This is a genomic window from Rhodanobacter sp. Col0626, from assembly GCF_049994385.1.
Taxonomy (GTDB): Bacteria; Pseudomonadota; Gammaproteobacteria; order Xanthomonadales; family Rhodanobacteraceae; genus Rhodanobacter.
Genome location: NZ_CP188260.1, coordinates 2,295,133 through 2,310,435, shown reverse-complemented (window position 1 = coordinate 2,310,435; position 15,303 = coordinate 2,295,133). Strand labels below are relative to the sequence as shown.

Genomic DNA, 15,303 nt, shown 5'->3' with positions numbered 1-15,303 from the left:
GCAGGCATATTGTCTCGATTCAATTCTATTGATCTCGCACATCGATCGAAAGAACGGCAGGCGTATCGCTATTCCTGCTGAAGGATTGTTTTGGCGCGAGATCGAAGTCGGACAAGGGGGAGTTGAGGTGACTTTCGCAGGATGAGGAAAAGTCCTGCCCGCTTGAACCCACGAGGGGATCTCCGTGAAAAAAGCAAACGTTCAGCTGAATCTGTGTGTATCCATCCTGGCGGCACTGGCGGCCGTTCCTGTCCTTGGAATGGCCGGTACGACCACACCAACGCAAACGGCCAATCCCGTTGCAGTGGCCGGGCTCAACACAAGCGAAATGCCACGCGTCACGCAAGTCGTGAACATGGCAAACACTACGGCCGTGCCGCGCACGCATCTGAACCTGGCGCCGCGGGCGAGTGCGGTGAAGGCAGTCGACGACTCGCTCAAGATGAAACACCTGCAATTGGTGCTCAAGCCGAGCGCGCAACGGCAGGCGGCGCTTGAAAAGCTGATCACCAGCCAGCACGACCCGCACTCACCCAGCTATCGGAAATGGTTGACCCCCCAGCAATATGGCGAGTCTTTCGGCGTTGCCGATGCGGATATCGCCACCGTGTCCGCGTGGCTCGAGGCACAGGGTTTCACCGTGAACACGGTCTATCCGAACAAGACGCAGATCGATTTCAGCGGCACGGCGGGGCGGGTTCGCCATGCGTTCGCCACGCACGAAATGGTGTACACCATCAACGGTGAGAAACATCTGTCCAACGACAGTGATATCCGCATCCCGGTGGCGCTGCAGTCGGTGGTGGCCGGTGTGATGGGCCTGAACGATTTCCACCCGCGACCGATGCACACGAAGCCACAGCTCGCGCGCTGGAATGCGAGCAAGCAACGCTTCATGCAAACCCCCGCCTCGACAGCGAAGTCGTCCAAGGCAAAGACGCCACTCAGCGCGTTCGACAAGAAGCTCGCCCAGGCCACTGACACCCCCGATGCCGTCAACTTCACCAACGGCGCGCGTGGCCTGGTGCCGGGCGATCTGGCGACGATGTACGGCGTGGACAAGATCCGCAAGAACGGAATCACCGGCAAGGGCGTGAAGATCGCCGTGGTCGACTCGTACGACATGGTGCCGGCGGACTGGAGCAATTTCGTGCAGAACTTCCATCTGGACAGCTACGGCGGCACCTTCACCCAGATCAACCCGGCGCCACCCAGCGGCGTGAACAATTGCCTCGATCCCGATGCGGTTGCCGGTTATACCCAGGACGATGGTTACGACGACGGCGAGACCCTGCTCGATGCCGAATACGCTGCCGCCATTGCACCTGGCGCGACCATCCAGGCTGCCATCTGCAGCAGCTACGACGCCGATTTCAATGCGACCACCGACAATTTCTTCGGCGGCGTGTTCATCGCGGCAAGCAACCTGATCAACGGCGCCTCGCGTCCGGACATCATCAGCGCCAGCTACGGATTTGGCGAAGGGGCCACTGACGCCGCCAGCAAACAGGCCATCGATGCGATGTGGGCGCAGGCGGACGCAGAGGGGATCTCGGTGTTCGTCTCCACCGGCGACTCCGGTTCCAATCCGGATTTCAACGGCAGCGTCATCTACGGCAACAGCTATGACGGCACCAGCGCCGTGGACGCCAATTCGTTTGCCACCTCGCCCCACGTGACCGCGGTGGGCGGCACGGACACCGCCGACGTGCTGGACGGCACCAGCGGCCAGTATTTCAAGGTCGCCAAGGACCTCACCAAGGGTAGCGCGCTGTCCTACGTGCCCGAGATCCCATGGAACGAATCCTGCGGCAACGAAGTGGCTGCCAAGTCGGAGGGTTACAACAGCAACGTCAAGTTCTGCAAGGACCTGTTCAAATTCGACACGAAAGGACTGTACGCAACATCCGAAGCCGGCAGCGGCGGCCCGTCGTCGATCGATCGCAAGCCAGCCTGGCAGAGCCTGGTGTTCAACGCGGCGAAAGACCAGACGCGCGATCTGCCCGACGTATCGCTATTTGCCGGTTCGTACGGTGGTTATACCTATGTGGTGACGTGCACGTCCGCTTATCCGTGCACGCCGGATTTCTCCGGTTCCACCACGTTGTCCGGCGGCACGTCGCTGTCTTCGCCGATGTTTGCCGGCATGCAGGCCCTGATCGATCAGAAAATGGACAACAGCGGCCAGACCCTGCAACAGGGCAATGCGGCGCCTACGCTGTATGCCTTGGCCGCCAAGGAGTTCGGTGGTCCGACCGGCACCGCCCCCGGTACCTTGGCCGCCTGCAATGCCGACAACGGTGCGACGGGCACCGGCGCCTGCGTGTTCCACAACGTGACGCGCGGTTCGATTTCCACCAACTGCTACGAAGAAAGCAGCGGTGAAGGAACACTCACCAACAACTGCTATTTCCTCGCGGATCTGAGCAACTATTCCATCAATACGATCTTCGGACCGATACCTATCGGAGCGGTGCAGATGGGCCTGACCAGTACGTTGACTTCTCCCACGGGTCTGAACGCGAAGAACGAGGCGTTCACGGCGCGGCCGGGCTGGAGCTTCGCCAGCGGCCTGGGTTCGGTCAATGCGGGCAACCTGGTGAAAGCGTGGGTCGCTTACGCCAAATCCGGGAAGTGATCCTGTTCGGATGATCGAGCAATAGACGAAACCTGGCGGCGTGAAGCCGCCAGGTTTTTTCTGCCCTAGTCGGGCGTACCTGCGATGACTCGCCTGAAGCATCACAAACGCCGGGTCGCACCTGCGAACCGATCCACCCGTGGGCGTAGCGTCATTTTTCCGCCGCGTTCACCGTGGCCTTGCGTTCCTGCCTGCCCCAGCCCACCGACGGTCCGCGAATGGCCGTCCATACCGAACGCACCACCACGTAATACATCAGCTGGCGATAGCCGAAGCGTTGCAGCACCAGCCACCACAGCAGGCTCCATTTTTCCTTCTTTTCCATCGCGAAGGCGAGGGCGGCAGCGGCGAGGTCGACGGCCATGAAAGCGGCGTAGAACACCAGCATCTTGATCAGGTTGGTGTCGTCGAACTGGCCGCGATGCTGCAGGTAGTCGAGGCCGGTGGCGATGATCTGCCACACCAGCACCAGGTCGACCAGCGGCGACACCACCGAGAACAGGATCTGGAACAGCCACACCTGCGGCAACGCGATCGTGCCGAGCGCGCCGTAGCGCGGATTGAAGGTGGCGTCGCGGTGTTTCCACAGGCACTGCAGGGTGCCGTAAGCCCAGCGGAAACGTTGGCGGGCGAGCCCTCGAGCCGCGTCGGGTGCCTCGGTCCAGGCGATCGCCTCGGCATCGAACAGGGTGTGGTAGCCGGCTTTCTGCACGGCGATGGTGAGGTCCTGATCCTCGGCCAGCGTGTCGGCTGGGAAGCCGCCCAGTTGCTCCAGCGCCTCACGACGCCAGGCGCCGACCGCACCGGGCACTACGGTGATCGCACCCAGCGCGGCCAGCGCGCGGCGCTCCAGGTTCTGCGCGGTGATGTATTCCAGTGCCTGCCACAGGGTGATCAGGTTGACGCGATTGCCGACCTTGGCGTTGCCGGCCACGGCACCGACCTTCGGGTCGGCAAACCAGCGCACCAGTCGCGAGATGGTGTTCGGCTCGAACTGGGTATCGGCGTCGAGCGCCACCACGATGCTTCCCTTCGATTCGCGCAGCGCCGTGTTGACGGCGTGCGCCTTGCCGCCGTTGGGGATGCTGATCAGCCGCACGCGCGGCTCGTTGACGAAGTGCTCGCCGACTACGGCCGAGGTGGCGTCGGTGGAGCCGTCATCGACCACGATGACTTCGAGCTCGCGGTAGCGACTGGAAAGGATCTGGCGGATCGAGCTGGCAATCACCTTTTCTTCGTTGTAGGCGGGGATCAGCACAGAGACCAGCGGTGGATCATCGTCGAGCACCGGTGCTGTACGCCGCCGTTCGCGTGCCCGGTTGAGCAGGGCGAGGCCGCCCAGCAGGATCAGTCGTGCCACCCCGAGGGTGATCGCCGCCGTCAGCAGCCAGCGGATCAGGTGGCCGAAAAAGCCCAGCGCAAGAAAGACCGAGCGGTCGGCCCAGCGCGAGATCGAGCCCGGCGCCAGCGTCGGCATGGTCTGGTTGTGGGTGAGGCCGGCCAGCTCGGTCACGGTGACGAAGTCGTAACCCTGCGCGCGCAGGCCGTCGATGATGCGTGGCAGTGCGGCCAAGGTCTGCGAGCGTTCGCCGCCGCCATCGTGCAGCAGGACGACCTGGCCCCTGCGATCGGGATTGGTGGTCTGGATGCCGCCGACCACGTTGTTGACGATGGCGTCGACACCGGGTCGCTGCCAGTCTTCGGCATCGACATGCAGGCCGACCGAGAGATAGCCCATCTTCTGCGCGATCTCGATCGGCACCAGTTCGTCGGCGGTGGTCGGTTCGGCGTCGCCGAAGTAGGGCGCGCGGAACAGTCGCATCGAGCGGCCGGTGAGCGCCTCGAACAATCGCTGGGTGGCGTTGAGTTCCAGCGCCACGATACCGGCCGGACTTTCACCGAGGTTGGGATGGGTGAACGTGTGGTTGCCCACGTCATGGCCTTCGGCCACCTCGCGCTGCACCAGTCGCGGCGACATCTCGGCGTTCTCGCCAATGATGAAAAACGTCGCCGGCACATGTTTCGTCTTGAGGATGTCGAGGATCTGCGGCGTCCATTCCGGATCGGGGCCGTCGTCGAAGGTGAGCGCGATCTTGTGCGGCAGGGTACCGGCGCGCTGGATCACGTACGAGGTCGGCAATGCGCTGTAGTTTTCGTCGTCGATGCTGCCGTCGTCCTTGTCGATCTCGACGGTACGTGCGCCGGGCGACGGTTCGGAGGCGATCTCCAGCACTTCGCCCTGACCTTCGATGTCGATGTCTTCGCCCTGACCGATCGTGTGCAGTTGTTCGGGCGCCGCCGCCCCATAGTTGCGGCCCAGCACCGACCAGATCGATGGATCCTCCGAACCCAGCCGCCACAATGCGTAGCCCCAGGGTTTGTAGTTGTCGGCGGCGTGAATCTGGTTGTAGGCGGTGACGGCGTCGAGGAACCAGACCTGATGGGTGGTGCCGTTGTCCTCGCTGTAGGAGAAGTGCGGGTTCTGCGTGTCCGGATCGAAGTCGATGTCGGTCTGCGCGTCGGCGGCGCGGTCCATCGCATCCTGGAAGGTCAGCGCCTCGGCGTTTTGTCCATGCGCCCAGTCGTAGCCGTAACTGCCGATCGCGATGATGGTCTGCTCCGGATCGAGCACTTTCATGCGCTTGTCCAGCGTCTTCTCGAACCAGTCCTCGCTGGCGATGCTGCCGGCGTCCTTGCCCGCCCAGTGTTCGTCGTAGGCCATGAGCAATTCGAAATCGACGATGTCGGCGTAGCCGGCGTAATCCCAGGAGGCGTCGTCGAACGGCACCGACAGCACGATGCCCCAGCCGTGTGGATCAAAGGCGTCGTTGAGCTCGGACAGAAAAGCCTTGAGATTGACCTGCGCGTCGTCAGGCACTTCTTCGAAGTCGATCGTGACGCCCTGGAAATGGTTGGCCGCAAGGAACACCACAATCTGCGCTATGCGCGCCTTGCGCAACGCGGGGTCGGCCAGCATGCGGGCCAGGCCCGGACCATTCCAGTTGGCGTCCACCGCGTTCTGCAACAGCGGCAGGATCGGCGTGGACGGTTTCTGCCTGCGGATCAGGTTCAGCGCCTTGGCGTCGATGCTGGTGTGCAACGCCATGTCGGGGCCGCTGATGCTCATCCAGGTCGGGATCACCCAGTCCAGCGTGGGCAGCGCGCGCTTCAGCGACGGATAGCTGCTGTCATCCCAGTTGACATAGAAGCCGATCGCCAACGCCCGGTTGGCGGGCTTGTCCAGCGAGGGTGGCGGCACGTGCATGGCCGCGGCCTTGCTGGCATGTGCATGTGTCGAATGCAGCAATTTCTGGCGGGCGCGTACCTCGGCGGCCAGCTTCGCCGCCGGCTTCAGCAGTTCCGGTGCGGCCGCCTTCACGTTGGCCAGTGCATGCCGGGTCCGGCCGTGCTCGCCGATGTGCAGTCCGGTCATGCTCGGTCCGACGAACAGGCTGATCGCGCACGCCACGACGAAAAGCGTGCTGACCACGCCGGCAAGCAGGGCCAACCGCGAGACATGGCTGGCACGTCGGCCGGTGGGGTCGAAGAAGATCGGTTTCTTTTGCACTGGAGGGATCGATGGACGCGGTAGGTCGCCAGTGTGCACGCAATCGCTTAACCGTGGCGTAGCGGCGGCGGATAAATCAGTCGATCACGGGACCCGCTACCGGCTTGCTGAAATCCTGTGGCGTCAGCTTTCCGGTCAATCGGAACACACCTTCGTGGACCTTGCGCGGAAGTACCACATCGAGCACGGTGGTCTGATGCGGGCCAAGTATGGCGAACAGGTCGTCGCCAGCGGCACTTTTCGCCAGTGCGTGATGAACCAGGCCGCCGAGATCCCTCGGCTGCACGCTGGCGCCATACGGGCGATGGCTGGCGGCGGCGGGTCGCAACGTCTTGCGTGTGTTGCGCGGATCGGCCACACGGGAGTCACCAGCGAGCAGGCTGTGGTCGAGGAACAGCGAGATCGTCGCGGACTGTTTCGAGTTGGCCTGGCGATCGAGCATGAAGCCCTCCGGCAGCAGGTCGGCGCTGGCCTGCACGCCGGCGGTGAGCAGGAAGCCGGCACCGGTCAGCGGTTCGCCCACCTCGTCGGTGAGACGCACGATCAGCAGGCTGCGCGGATCATGGATGTGCACGCGCGGTGCGAACGGGCCGGCCGGCTCCAGTTCCACCTTGTCGGCATCGCGCGCGGCATTTTCGCGTTCGAACGCATCGCAGAGCGCAACGTAATCGTCGGTGCTGCGGATCGACAGGCAGCGCAGAATCGCCTGCACCGTGGCTGGCGCGGCGCTGGTCATGATGCCCAGATCGTCACCGGAGTGCGCCGCGCCAGCGATCAGCTTGAACGCGCATCGCGGGCCGCGGCTGAGATTGAGTTCCAGCGTGTCGACGGCGCCGCGGGCGCCGACCTGGGGTGACAGCACCGCATGATGTGCATTGAGGTTGCTGGCAGCAATGCGCACCACGCCATCGGAACCGTCTTCGCCGGTGTAGCTGTTGAGATGGTCGTACAGCTTGCGATCCGGGCGGTCGCCGGTGAGCACGAACAGGAACTGTCCGCGTTTCAACGGATCGTCACTGTGGATGTAGTCGAGATTCAACGACAGCGATTCGGCGCTGCCCAGCTCCAGCCAGTCGAGGATGCGCTGGCCCGGTTCGACGCCGGCGAACCAGGACTTGAGCCGGCCGAGCATGCTCTTGCCGAGCTGCGCCAGCGCCGAACCGAAGTTCGCCGGTGCCAGCATGACCAGATGGCTGAGCCTGATCGTGCTGTGCGTGGCGGGCTTGTCGCGCTGTGCGCGCAGCCATTCGCGTACCACCGGACCGCCGCTGGAATGGGTGACGCAGGCGAAGCCGGCATCGAGCAGGTGGAGGTCGCGCAACGCGTGATCGAACGCGCGGACCAGGTCGGGCATGGTCACCGCATCATCGAAGCTCACGTACTCCGACAACCGGATGTCGGCCAAGGTCAGCGCCAGCCCGGCATTGGCAGCGAGCTGTTGCAGTTGCTGCGGCAGTTGGCCGTAGGTCGATGTGCTGGTGACGCTCCAGCCGTGCACGAAGACGAGGGTGGTCATGGGGTGGCTCCCTGCGATGGCCCAGCCTAACCAAAGTCGGTCCGGCTGCCCACCGAGGCGGATCGCACATCGGCATAATCACGCTCTTCCGTCGATTTCTGTTGGCCGTGCCGATGACGCTGAATGTGCTGCTTGTGTTGATCCTGCTGGCGATCGTGCTGGCGTTGTTGCGCTGGCGACGATGCAGCCGCGCGTTGCTGGCGCTGGCCGTGGTGCTGTTGCTGGCGGTGGGCTGCGGACCGTTGCCAATCTGGCTGCTGACCCAATTGCAGTCAGGCTATGCGACGGAAGCTCCGATCGCGTGGGGACAGCGCAACGCCATCGTGCTGTTGGGCGCCGGCACGGTGCGGGCGACGGATACCGGGCCGGTCGAGGCCAGCCTGTTCGCCTACGGGCGTATCAACAAGGCAGCGGCGCTGTATCGCGAATGCCGGCAAACAGGGCACGCGTGCAGGATCGAGGTGAGCGGAGGCGACGCACGCGGGCTGGGTCAGTCGGAGGCGGCGGTCTATGCAGGCAACCTGCAGCGGCTTGGTGTCGATCCGGCGGATCTCCTGTTGGAGTCGCGCAGCATGAACACCTGGCAGAACGCCCAGTTCAGCGGTCCGCTGCTGAAAGCGTGGGGCGCCGATCGTGTGCTGTTGGTGTCGTCGGGTTTCCACTTGCGACGCGGCATGTTGTATTTCGCGCATTTCGGCATCCGTGCCACACCCGTGCGCGCCGATTACGTCGACGGCATCAGGTCATGGGAGCCGCTGTCGTACAACTTCACCATGGCCGACCTGGCCTTGCACGAGTACACCGGCGTCGCCCGATATCACTGGTACAACGCGATGGGCTGGAATGTGCAGGCAACAAAGCCGGGCGCGTTGTAGACGGCCCGGCTTGTCGCAGGAGCCCGCTGGCGGGCGATGCCGTGATAAAAAGCATCGCCCGCCAGCGGGCTCCTACAGACGCTTCTCTTTGGCTCAGGCGGCCTTGTCGAGCGAAGCCAGGTCGATCACGAAGCGGTAGCGCACGTCGCTCTTGAGCATCCGTTCGTAGGCGTCGTTGATGTCCTGGATGTCGATCACCTCGATGTCGCTGCTGATGCCGTGTTCGGCGCAGAAATCCAGCATTTCCTGCGTCTCGGCGATGCCGCCGATAGCCGAGCCGGTGACCGTGCGGCGGCCGGAAATCACCGCACCGGCGCTCACCGGCGGATCCAGCGGCTGCAACTGACCAACCAGGCAGTGCACGCCGTCAAGCACCAGCGTGGCAAGGTAGGGATTGAGGTCGTGCGGGTTCGGCACGGTGTCGAGGATGAAATCGAACTGGCCGGCCACCGCCTTCATCTGCGCGGGATCGGTCGACAGCACCACGTGATTGGCACCAAGCCGGCGCGCCTCGTCCTCCTTGCCCGGCGAACGCGTGAACAGGGTGACGTCGGCACCCAGCGCCTTGGCAAACTTCAGTCCCATATGGCCGAGGCCGCCGAGGCCGATCACCGCCACCTTGTTGCCTTTGCCGATTTTCCAGTGGCGCAGCGGCGACCAGGTGGTGATGCCGGCGCACAGCAGCGGCGCGGCGGATTTCGGATCGAGCTTGTCCGAAATGCTCACCACGAACTTGTCGGAGACCACGATGCGCTCCGAATAGCCGCCCTGGGTCGGCAGGCCGTCGCGGCGGTCGATGCCGTTATAGGTGAAGCTGGGACCTTCCAGGCAGTACTGCTCCAGCCCCTTCGCGCAGGAGCTGCAATGCTGGCAGGAGTCGACCATGCAGCCGACGCCGACCATGTCGCCGACCTTGAACTTGCCCACTTCGGCGCCGACCGCGCTGACCCGGCCGATGATCTCGTGGCCGGGCACCATCGGATAGATACTGTTATGCCACTCGTTGCGCGCCTGGTGCAGGTCGGAGTGGCAGACACCGCAATAAAGGATGTCGATCACCACATCGTCCGGGCGCGGGTCGCGCCGTTCGAAGCTGTGCGGTGCCACCGGCGTGGTGGCGGACTGGGCGGCGTAGCCGCGGGTGCTCAGGGACATGTGTTTTCTCCTGCAGGGATCGAGCGCCAAACATCGAAGTATGCGCACAAGGGGCCGCTGCCGATAGCCGGATCCTGCGAGATCCTTGCCCGATCCTGCAAAGCTGCCGTGGCGCACTCGCGCCGACTTGCAGGAACAGGCAATCTTGCGTTGTCCCCGTATCTTGCCGAACACCATGAAACCTGGTTTTCCAGCCATCGAGCCGAGTCCGCGCCTGGAGCGCGACCGCGCGGAATTGGCAGCCATCATTGAACGATCGACCCGTTGCGACGGACTCCATTCCACCGCCTTGCCGACGCTGAATTTCTTCCGTGCGAGCACGCCGGGCACCCAAGTCTGCGCGATGTACGAACCGGGCCTGGCGCTGGTGGCGCAGGGCGCCAAGCGGGTACTGCTGGGTGGCGAGACCTACCGTTACGACCAGGCGAATTACCTGGTCACCTCGATTGATCTGCCGGTGTCCTCACAGGTGGTGGTGGCTTCGCCGGAGCGGCCTTATCTGTGTGCGATGCTGCGCTTCGATGTGCGCCGGATTGCCGAATTGCTGGCCGACGCGGATCTTCCCGCCGCACCTGCCACGGCCGGTCGCGGCATCGCGGTGAGTCCGCTCAGCGACGATCTGCTCGACACCGTGCTGCGTCTGGTCCGGCTGCTTGAATCGCCGCGGGACCTGCCGGTACTCGCGCCGCTGATCGAGCGCGAACTGCTGTACCGCCTGCTGACCAGCGAGCAAGGGCCGCGGCTGCGCCACGTGGCCACGGTCGGCAGCCGCAGCCACCAGATATCCCATGCGATCGACTGGCTGAAGCATCATTTCCAACGGCCGCTGCGCATCGACGAGCTGGCCGGCACGGTGAACATGAGCGCGTCGTCGCTGCACCACCACTTTCGCGCGATCACCGCGATGAGCCCGTTGCAGTACCAGAAGCAATTGCGCCTGCAGGAAGCGCGCCGCCTGCTGCTGGCCGAGCATTGCGACGTGGCCTCCGCCGCCCATCGGGTGGGCTACGAAAGCCCGTCGCAGTTCAGCCGCGAGTACAGCCGGCTGTTCGGCGCACCGCCGCTGCGTGATGTGGAGCAGCTTCGTCGCACGGGCATGGCATCGCACGCGATACCGTTGACGGGTGGCGTCGGATTGGGGTGACTCAGGATTCGCGCATCACCATCAGGCGGATTTCGGTCATGTCCTCGATCGCGTAGCGAATGCCTTCGCGTCCCAGGCCGGACAATTTGATTCCGCCATACGGCATGTTGTCGACGCGGAAGCTGGGAATGTCGTTGACGATCACGCCGCCTTGTTCCAGTTCGTTCCACGCACGCATCGCGTGATCGAGGCTGTCGGTGAAGACGCCGGCCTGCAGCCCGTAATCGGAGTCGTTGACCATTCTGATGGCTTCGTCGAACCGGCTGAACGGGGCGAGCAGGGCGAACGGACCGAAGGCTTCCTGCCGGTTCGCCTTCGCGTCATGCGGCACGTTTTCCATCAGCGTCGCGTCGAGCATGTTGCCGTTGCGCTTGCCGCCGCACAGAATCCTGCCGCCGGCCTTCTTCGCGTCCAGGATCCAGCCGTGCAGGCGTTCGGCGGCGGCTTCGTCGATCATCGGGCCGAGGAAGACGTCCTTCTGTTTGGGATCGCCGGCCTTGAGCTTTCTGGTGGCGGCGACCAGCTTGCGCTTCAAGGCATCGTAGATGTCGGCATGGGCATAGATGCGCTGCACGCCGATGCAGCTCTGGCCGGACTGGTAGAACGCGCCGAACACCAGCCGCTCGATCACCCGATCGAGGTGCGGGCCCTGGTCCGCATCGACGATGCAGGCCGCGTTGCCACCCAGTTCCAGCACGACCTTCTTGCGTCCGGCGCGCGCCTTCAACTCCCAGCCGACCTGGCCGCCGGTGAACGAGAGCAGCTTGAAGCGCTCGTCCTCGACCAGCGGCGTGGCGTGCTTGCCGTCCAGCGTGAGAATCGAGAACGCGCCCTTCGGCAAATCGGTCTCCGCCAGCACTTCGCCGATGATCAGCGCCCCGATCGGGGTCTTTTCCGCGGGTTTCAGCACGAACGGACAGCCGGCGGCGATCGCCGGCGCGACCTTGTGCGCCACCAGGTTCAGCGGAAAGTTGAACGGCGTGATGAACGACACCGGCCCCAGTGGCACGCGCCTGGTGTAACCGTGATAGCCGTCCAGACGGCTGGCCAGTTCCAGGTTCAATGTCTCGCCGTTGATGCGCACGGCTTCCTCGGCAGCGATGCGGAAGGTCTCGATCAGCCGGGTGACCTCGCCTGCGGAATCCTTGATCGGTTTTCCGGCCTCGATGCACAGCGCCTCGGCCAGCTCGTCGCGGCGCTCGGTGAAACGCTTCGCGCAATGTTGCAACACGGCCTGGCGTGCCCAGGGCTTGAAGTTGCGCATCGGCGTGGTTGCCTTCACTGCGGCCGCAATGGCTTTTTCGGTGGCTTTTGCGTCGGGCACCGCGACCCGGGTAGCGACCTTGCCGCTGTACTTGTCGCGCACGTCCAGCATGGTTTTGGATGTTTGCGGCTGGTTGGCGAGGTAGTAGGGATAGGTTTTCTTGAGCATGGCCGGTGCCGTTGACGGAATCGCATCAAGCATAAGTGCGTGCCGTGTTCAGCGCATGTGATCCGCTCAGTCTTCGCTGACCCGCAGCGGCAATTCACCGTCGGCAAGACGTACGCGCAGGGGTGTGCCGACGGCGACATTTTTTGCCGAACGCAGCACCTGGCCGTCGATATCGAACACGATCGCGTAGCCACGTTCCAGCGTGGCCAACGGACTCACCGCGTGCAGCGCGTGGGCGATGTGGCGAAGCCGGGTTTGTCGTCGTTCGAGCAGGTGGCTGATCGCGCGGCGCAGCCGCTGGTCCTGTTCGGCCAGCCGGTGCGCCAGCAAAGACATGCGCACGCGCGGATGTTGCGCCAAGACGCGCGCGTGCAGCCGTTCCAGTCGCGAATGCCGAAGTTGTCCCTGTTCGCGCCATACGCCGACCAGGCGGCGCTGAAGATGCTGCAGCCGTTCGCGATCACGTGCCAGCCGTGCCTGCGGGCGTTGCGCCTGCAGTCGTGCCAGCAGGTGGTCGACTCGTTGCGATTGCGCCTGCAACTGGCGTTGCTGCAGAGTCAGCATGCGTTGCTGCAGCTGCCGCAGATGGTGACCGATGGCCACCGCGTCAGGCACCAGCAATTCGGCGGCGGCCGACGGCGTGGGTGCGCGCAAGTCGGCGACGAAGTCGGCAATGCTGAAGTCGATCTCGTGCCCGACTGCGGAAACCACCGGCACCGCGCTGGCGTGAATCGCTCGCGCCACCGCCTCGTCATTGAAGGCCCACAGATCTTCCAGCGAGCCACCACCTCGAGTGAGCAGCAGCACGTCGTAACGCGCGCTGGAAGATGCCTTGCGCAGCATGGCCACGATGGCTGGTGGTGCCTCGCGCCCTTGCACCGGCACCGGCAGCACATCGACATTGGCCAGCGGCCAGCGCCGCGCCAATACGCTCATGACATCGCGGACGGCGGCACCGGTCGCCGAGGTGATCACGCCGATGCGCCGTGCGTAGGCGGGCAGGGTGCGCTTGCGGCCGGGCTCGAACAGGCCTTCCGCGGCGAGTCGCGCCTTGAGCTGTTCGAATTCGCGTTGCAGCGCGCCTTCGCCGGCCGGCTCCATGTATTCGGCGACCAGCTGGAACTCGCCTCGCGGTTCGTACAGGCCGACCTTGGCGCGCAGCAAAACCTGCATGCCGTCCACCGGATGAAAGCGCAACGCGGAAGCCTTCAGCTTGAACATGGCGCAGCGCACCTGGGCGCCGCTGTCCTTCAGGGTGAAGTACAGGTGGCCGGAAGCGGGCTTCGCCACGTTCGACAGTTCACCCTCGATCCATACCTGCGGCAGGGCATCGCCCAGCAGGTCGCGTACCAGCCGGTTGAGCGAGCTGGGGGTCAGGACATGGCGTGGCGTGGGATCGTCGAACGGCGCTGGCATAGGCGGGTGAGCCTAGCATGTGGGAGTATCAAGTCGTGAGAAAACATCCGCTTGAGCCGGAAACCGCATGGACAGCATCAAGATGTAAAAGCCCGGTTATGTCGCTCAGTCGTCGTCGTTCGATTCGCGCCCACGGCGTTTGCGCGCGCGCCAGCTGCGGATGCTCAGGTTCAGTGCAAACCACGCGGCCATCGCACCGAACGGCCAGCCGATCCACGCCGGCCACAGGAACGCCACGAAGGCCAGCGCCACCAGTACCAGGGTGCCGATCACCGGCGGACCACTGGTGCTGTCGCCGAGCACGCGGCGATTGGTCAGCGCCGCGCCGACGCTGTTGGCGATGCGCAGGGCGCCAGCCGCTGCGCGGCCGGAGCTGCCGCCGCCATGGCGTACCCGCGGTGGACGCGTTTCGCTGCTGCGCACCTTTTCGCTGTTGCCGCGACGGCGCGGGGCGAGCACGATTTCGGTGGCGTTGCCCAGGTCTTTTTCATATTGGGCGGCCAGCTGACCGGCGAAGCCGGCGTCCTCGACCGCGACATCAAGCTCGCGATTGCTGAGCCAGCTGGCAATGTTGAGGTTGGACGAACCCACGCGTGCCCATTGTCCGTCGGCCACCGCGGTCTTGGCATGCAGCATCGAACCATTCCATTCGAACACGCGAATGCCCGCCTTGAGCAGCGGCCGGTAACCCGACCGCGACATGCCTGCCACCAACGGGATATCGCTGCTGCCGGGCACCAGCAGGCGCACGTCCACGCCATCGCGCGCGGCCGCTACCAGCGCCTGCACGTACGGCACCAGACCCACGAAGTAGGCGTCGGTGAGCCACAGGGTCTTGCGCGCCATCGCGGCGATCAGCTGGTCGAGCCGATACATGCCGGCAGTGGCGGGTTGGGTGGCGATCAGCCGCAGCGAGATGTCTCCGGCGGGCGTGGGCGGCCCGGACAGCGGCGCGAACGATCGCAGTGGAACGCCGATCTCGCTCCAACTTTGTGCGAACGCGGTTTCCAGTTCGGCTACCGCCGGGCCGCGCAGCGCCACGCCGGTGTCGCGCCACGGCGGCACGTTGCGGGATGGATCGCCGAGCCACTTGGCGCTGATGCATACGCCGGACAGGAAGCCCTGCACGCCGTCGACGATCAGCAGCTTGCGGTGGTCGCGGCTGATCCAGCCGAACGGCTGGCCCAGTTGCGGCGGGTTGTACACGCGTACTTCGCCACCGGCCGCCCGCAGCGGTGTCCAGAAGGCTCCGCGCGACTGTCCGAAACAGCCGATCCAGTCGACCACGACCGCGACGAACACACCCGCCTGCGCCCGTTCGACCAGGGCATCGCGGAAGGCGCGACCGATCTCGTCGTCGCGAATGATGTAGTTCTCCAGCAGCACCCGCTGTCGTGCACCGCGGATCGCTGCCAGCCAGGCTTCGTAGTGTGCAGCGGCATCGATCAGCAGTTCCACGGCGTTGCCGCTGAGCAACGGCGCGCCGGCGGTACGGCTGAGCGCCTGTTCCGCCAGCAGGCGGCTCGGCGTGGGAGGGATCAGTGGTGTGGGCATGATCC

At 64.6% G+C, this 15,303-nt stretch carries 9 protein-coding genes; 3 read left to right on the top strand and 6 right to left on the bottom strand.

Going from position 1 to position 15,303, the window contains the following annotated elements:
- Positions 1–355: 355 nt before the first annotated feature.
- Complete coding sequence (locus ACPPVV_RS09765) at positions 356–2,638, top strand: S53 family peptidase (RefSeq protein WP_426699708.1); 2,283 nt, start codon at positions 356–358, stop codon at positions 2,636–2,638.
- Between the two features lie 151 nt (positions 2,639–2,789).
- Here the strand turns inward: ACPPVV_RS09765 and ACPPVV_RS09760 are convergent, their stop codons facing one another.
- On the bottom strand, positions 2,790–6,206 hold the full coding sequence (locus ACPPVV_RS09760; RefSeq protein ID WP_426699707.1) for a glycosyltransferase: 3,417 nt from the start codon (positions 6,204–6,206) through the stop codon (positions 2,790–2,792).
- Between the two features lie 76 nt (positions 6,207–6,282).
- The gene (locus ACPPVV_RS09755; RefSeq protein WP_426699706.1) at positions 6,283–7,722 is read right to left on the bottom strand and encodes a phospholipase; all 1,440 of its coding nucleotides are present in this window, start codon (positions 7,720–7,722) and stop codon (positions 6,283–6,285) included.
- 113 nt (positions 7,723–7,835) lie between these two features.
- Between ACPPVV_RS09755 and ACPPVV_RS09750 the strand changes: the two genes are divergently transcribed.
- Entirely contained in the window at positions 7,836–8,597 is a 762-nt protein-coding gene (locus tag ACPPVV_RS09750; protein ID WP_426703211.1) for a YdcF family protein, read from the top strand.
- A gap of 93 nt (positions 8,598–8,690) precedes the next feature.
- Here the strand turns inward: ACPPVV_RS09750 and ACPPVV_RS09745 are convergent, their stop codons facing one another.
- Complete coding sequence (locus tag ACPPVV_RS09745; RefSeq protein ID WP_426699705.1) at positions 8,691–9,752, bottom strand: NAD(P)-dependent alcohol dehydrogenase; 1,062 nt, start codon at positions 9,750–9,752, stop codon at positions 8,691–8,693.
- Positions 9,753–9,927: 175 nt separating this feature from the next.
- Here ACPPVV_RS09745 and ACPPVV_RS09740 point away from each other — a divergent pair, with 175 nt between their 5' ends.
- On the top strand, positions 9,928–10,896 hold the full coding sequence (locus ACPPVV_RS09740; protein WP_426699704.1) for an AraC family transcriptional regulator N-terminal domain-containing protein: 969 nt from the start codon (positions 9,928–9,930) through the stop codon (positions 10,894–10,896).
- Between the two features lies 1 nt (position 10,897).
- Here ACPPVV_RS09740 and ACPPVV_RS09735 read toward each other — a convergent pair whose 3' ends face one another.
- The 3 genes from ACPPVV_RS09735 to ACPPVV_RS09725 all read right to left on the bottom strand — a co-directional run bounded on the left by ACPPVV_RS09735 (position 10,898) and on the right by ACPPVV_RS09725 (position 15,298).
- Complete coding sequence (locus tag ACPPVV_RS09735) at positions 10,898–12,328, bottom strand: aldehyde dehydrogenase family protein (RefSeq protein ID WP_426699703.1); 1,431 nt, start codon at positions 12,326–12,328, stop codon at positions 10,898–10,900.
- Positions 12,329–12,394: 66 nt separating this feature from the next.
- A complete protein-coding gene (gene xseA / locus ACPPVV_RS09730; RefSeq protein WP_426699702.1) occupies positions 12,395–13,744 on the bottom strand; it encodes an exodeoxyribonuclease VII large subunit in 1,350 nt (449 codons plus the stop codon).
- A 105-nt stretch (positions 13,745–13,849) separates the two neighbouring features.
- Positions 13,850–15,298 carry a phospholipase D-like domain-containing protein gene (locus ACPPVV_RS09725; protein WP_426703210.1) on the bottom strand — a complete coding sequence of 483 codons (1,449 nt, stop codon included), beginning with the start codon at positions 15,296–15,298 and terminating at the stop codon, positions 13,850–13,852.
- Positions 15,299–15,303: the final 5 nt, after the last annotated feature.

Bases quoted from the DNA above. Each gene is read 5' to 3' on its own strand.
- ACPPVV_RS09750 (WP_426703211.1), top strand. From the start codon at position 7,836: ATGACGCTGAATGTGCTGCTTGTGTTGATCCTGCTGGCGATCGTGCTG.
- ACPPVV_RS09725 (WP_426703210.1), bottom strand. From the start codon at position 15,298: ATGCCCACACCACTGATCCCTCCCACGCCGAGCCGCCTGCTGGCGGAA.
- ACPPVV_RS09755 (WP_426699706.1), bottom strand. From the start codon at position 7,722: ATGACCACCCTCGTCTTCGTGCACGGCTGGAGCGTCACCAGCACATCG.
- xseA (WP_426699702.1), bottom strand. From the start codon at position 13,744: ATGCCAGCGCCGTTCGACGATCCCACGCCACGCCATGTCCTGACCCCC.
- ACPPVV_RS09735 (WP_426699703.1), bottom strand. From the start codon at position 12,328: ATGCTCAAGAAAACCTATCCCTACTACCTCGCCAACCAGCCGCAAACA.
- ACPPVV_RS09745 (WP_426699705.1), bottom strand. From the start codon at position 9,752: ATGTCCCTGAGCACCCGCGGCTACGCCGCCCAGTCCGCCACCACGCCG.
- ACPPVV_RS09765 (WP_426699708.1), top strand. From the start codon at position 356: ATGGCAAACACTACGGCCGTGCCGCGCACGCATCTGAACCTGGCGCCG.
- ACPPVV_RS09740 (WP_426699704.1), top strand. From the start codon at position 9,928: ATGAAACCTGGTTTTCCAGCCATCGAGCCGAGTCCGCGCCTGGAGCGC.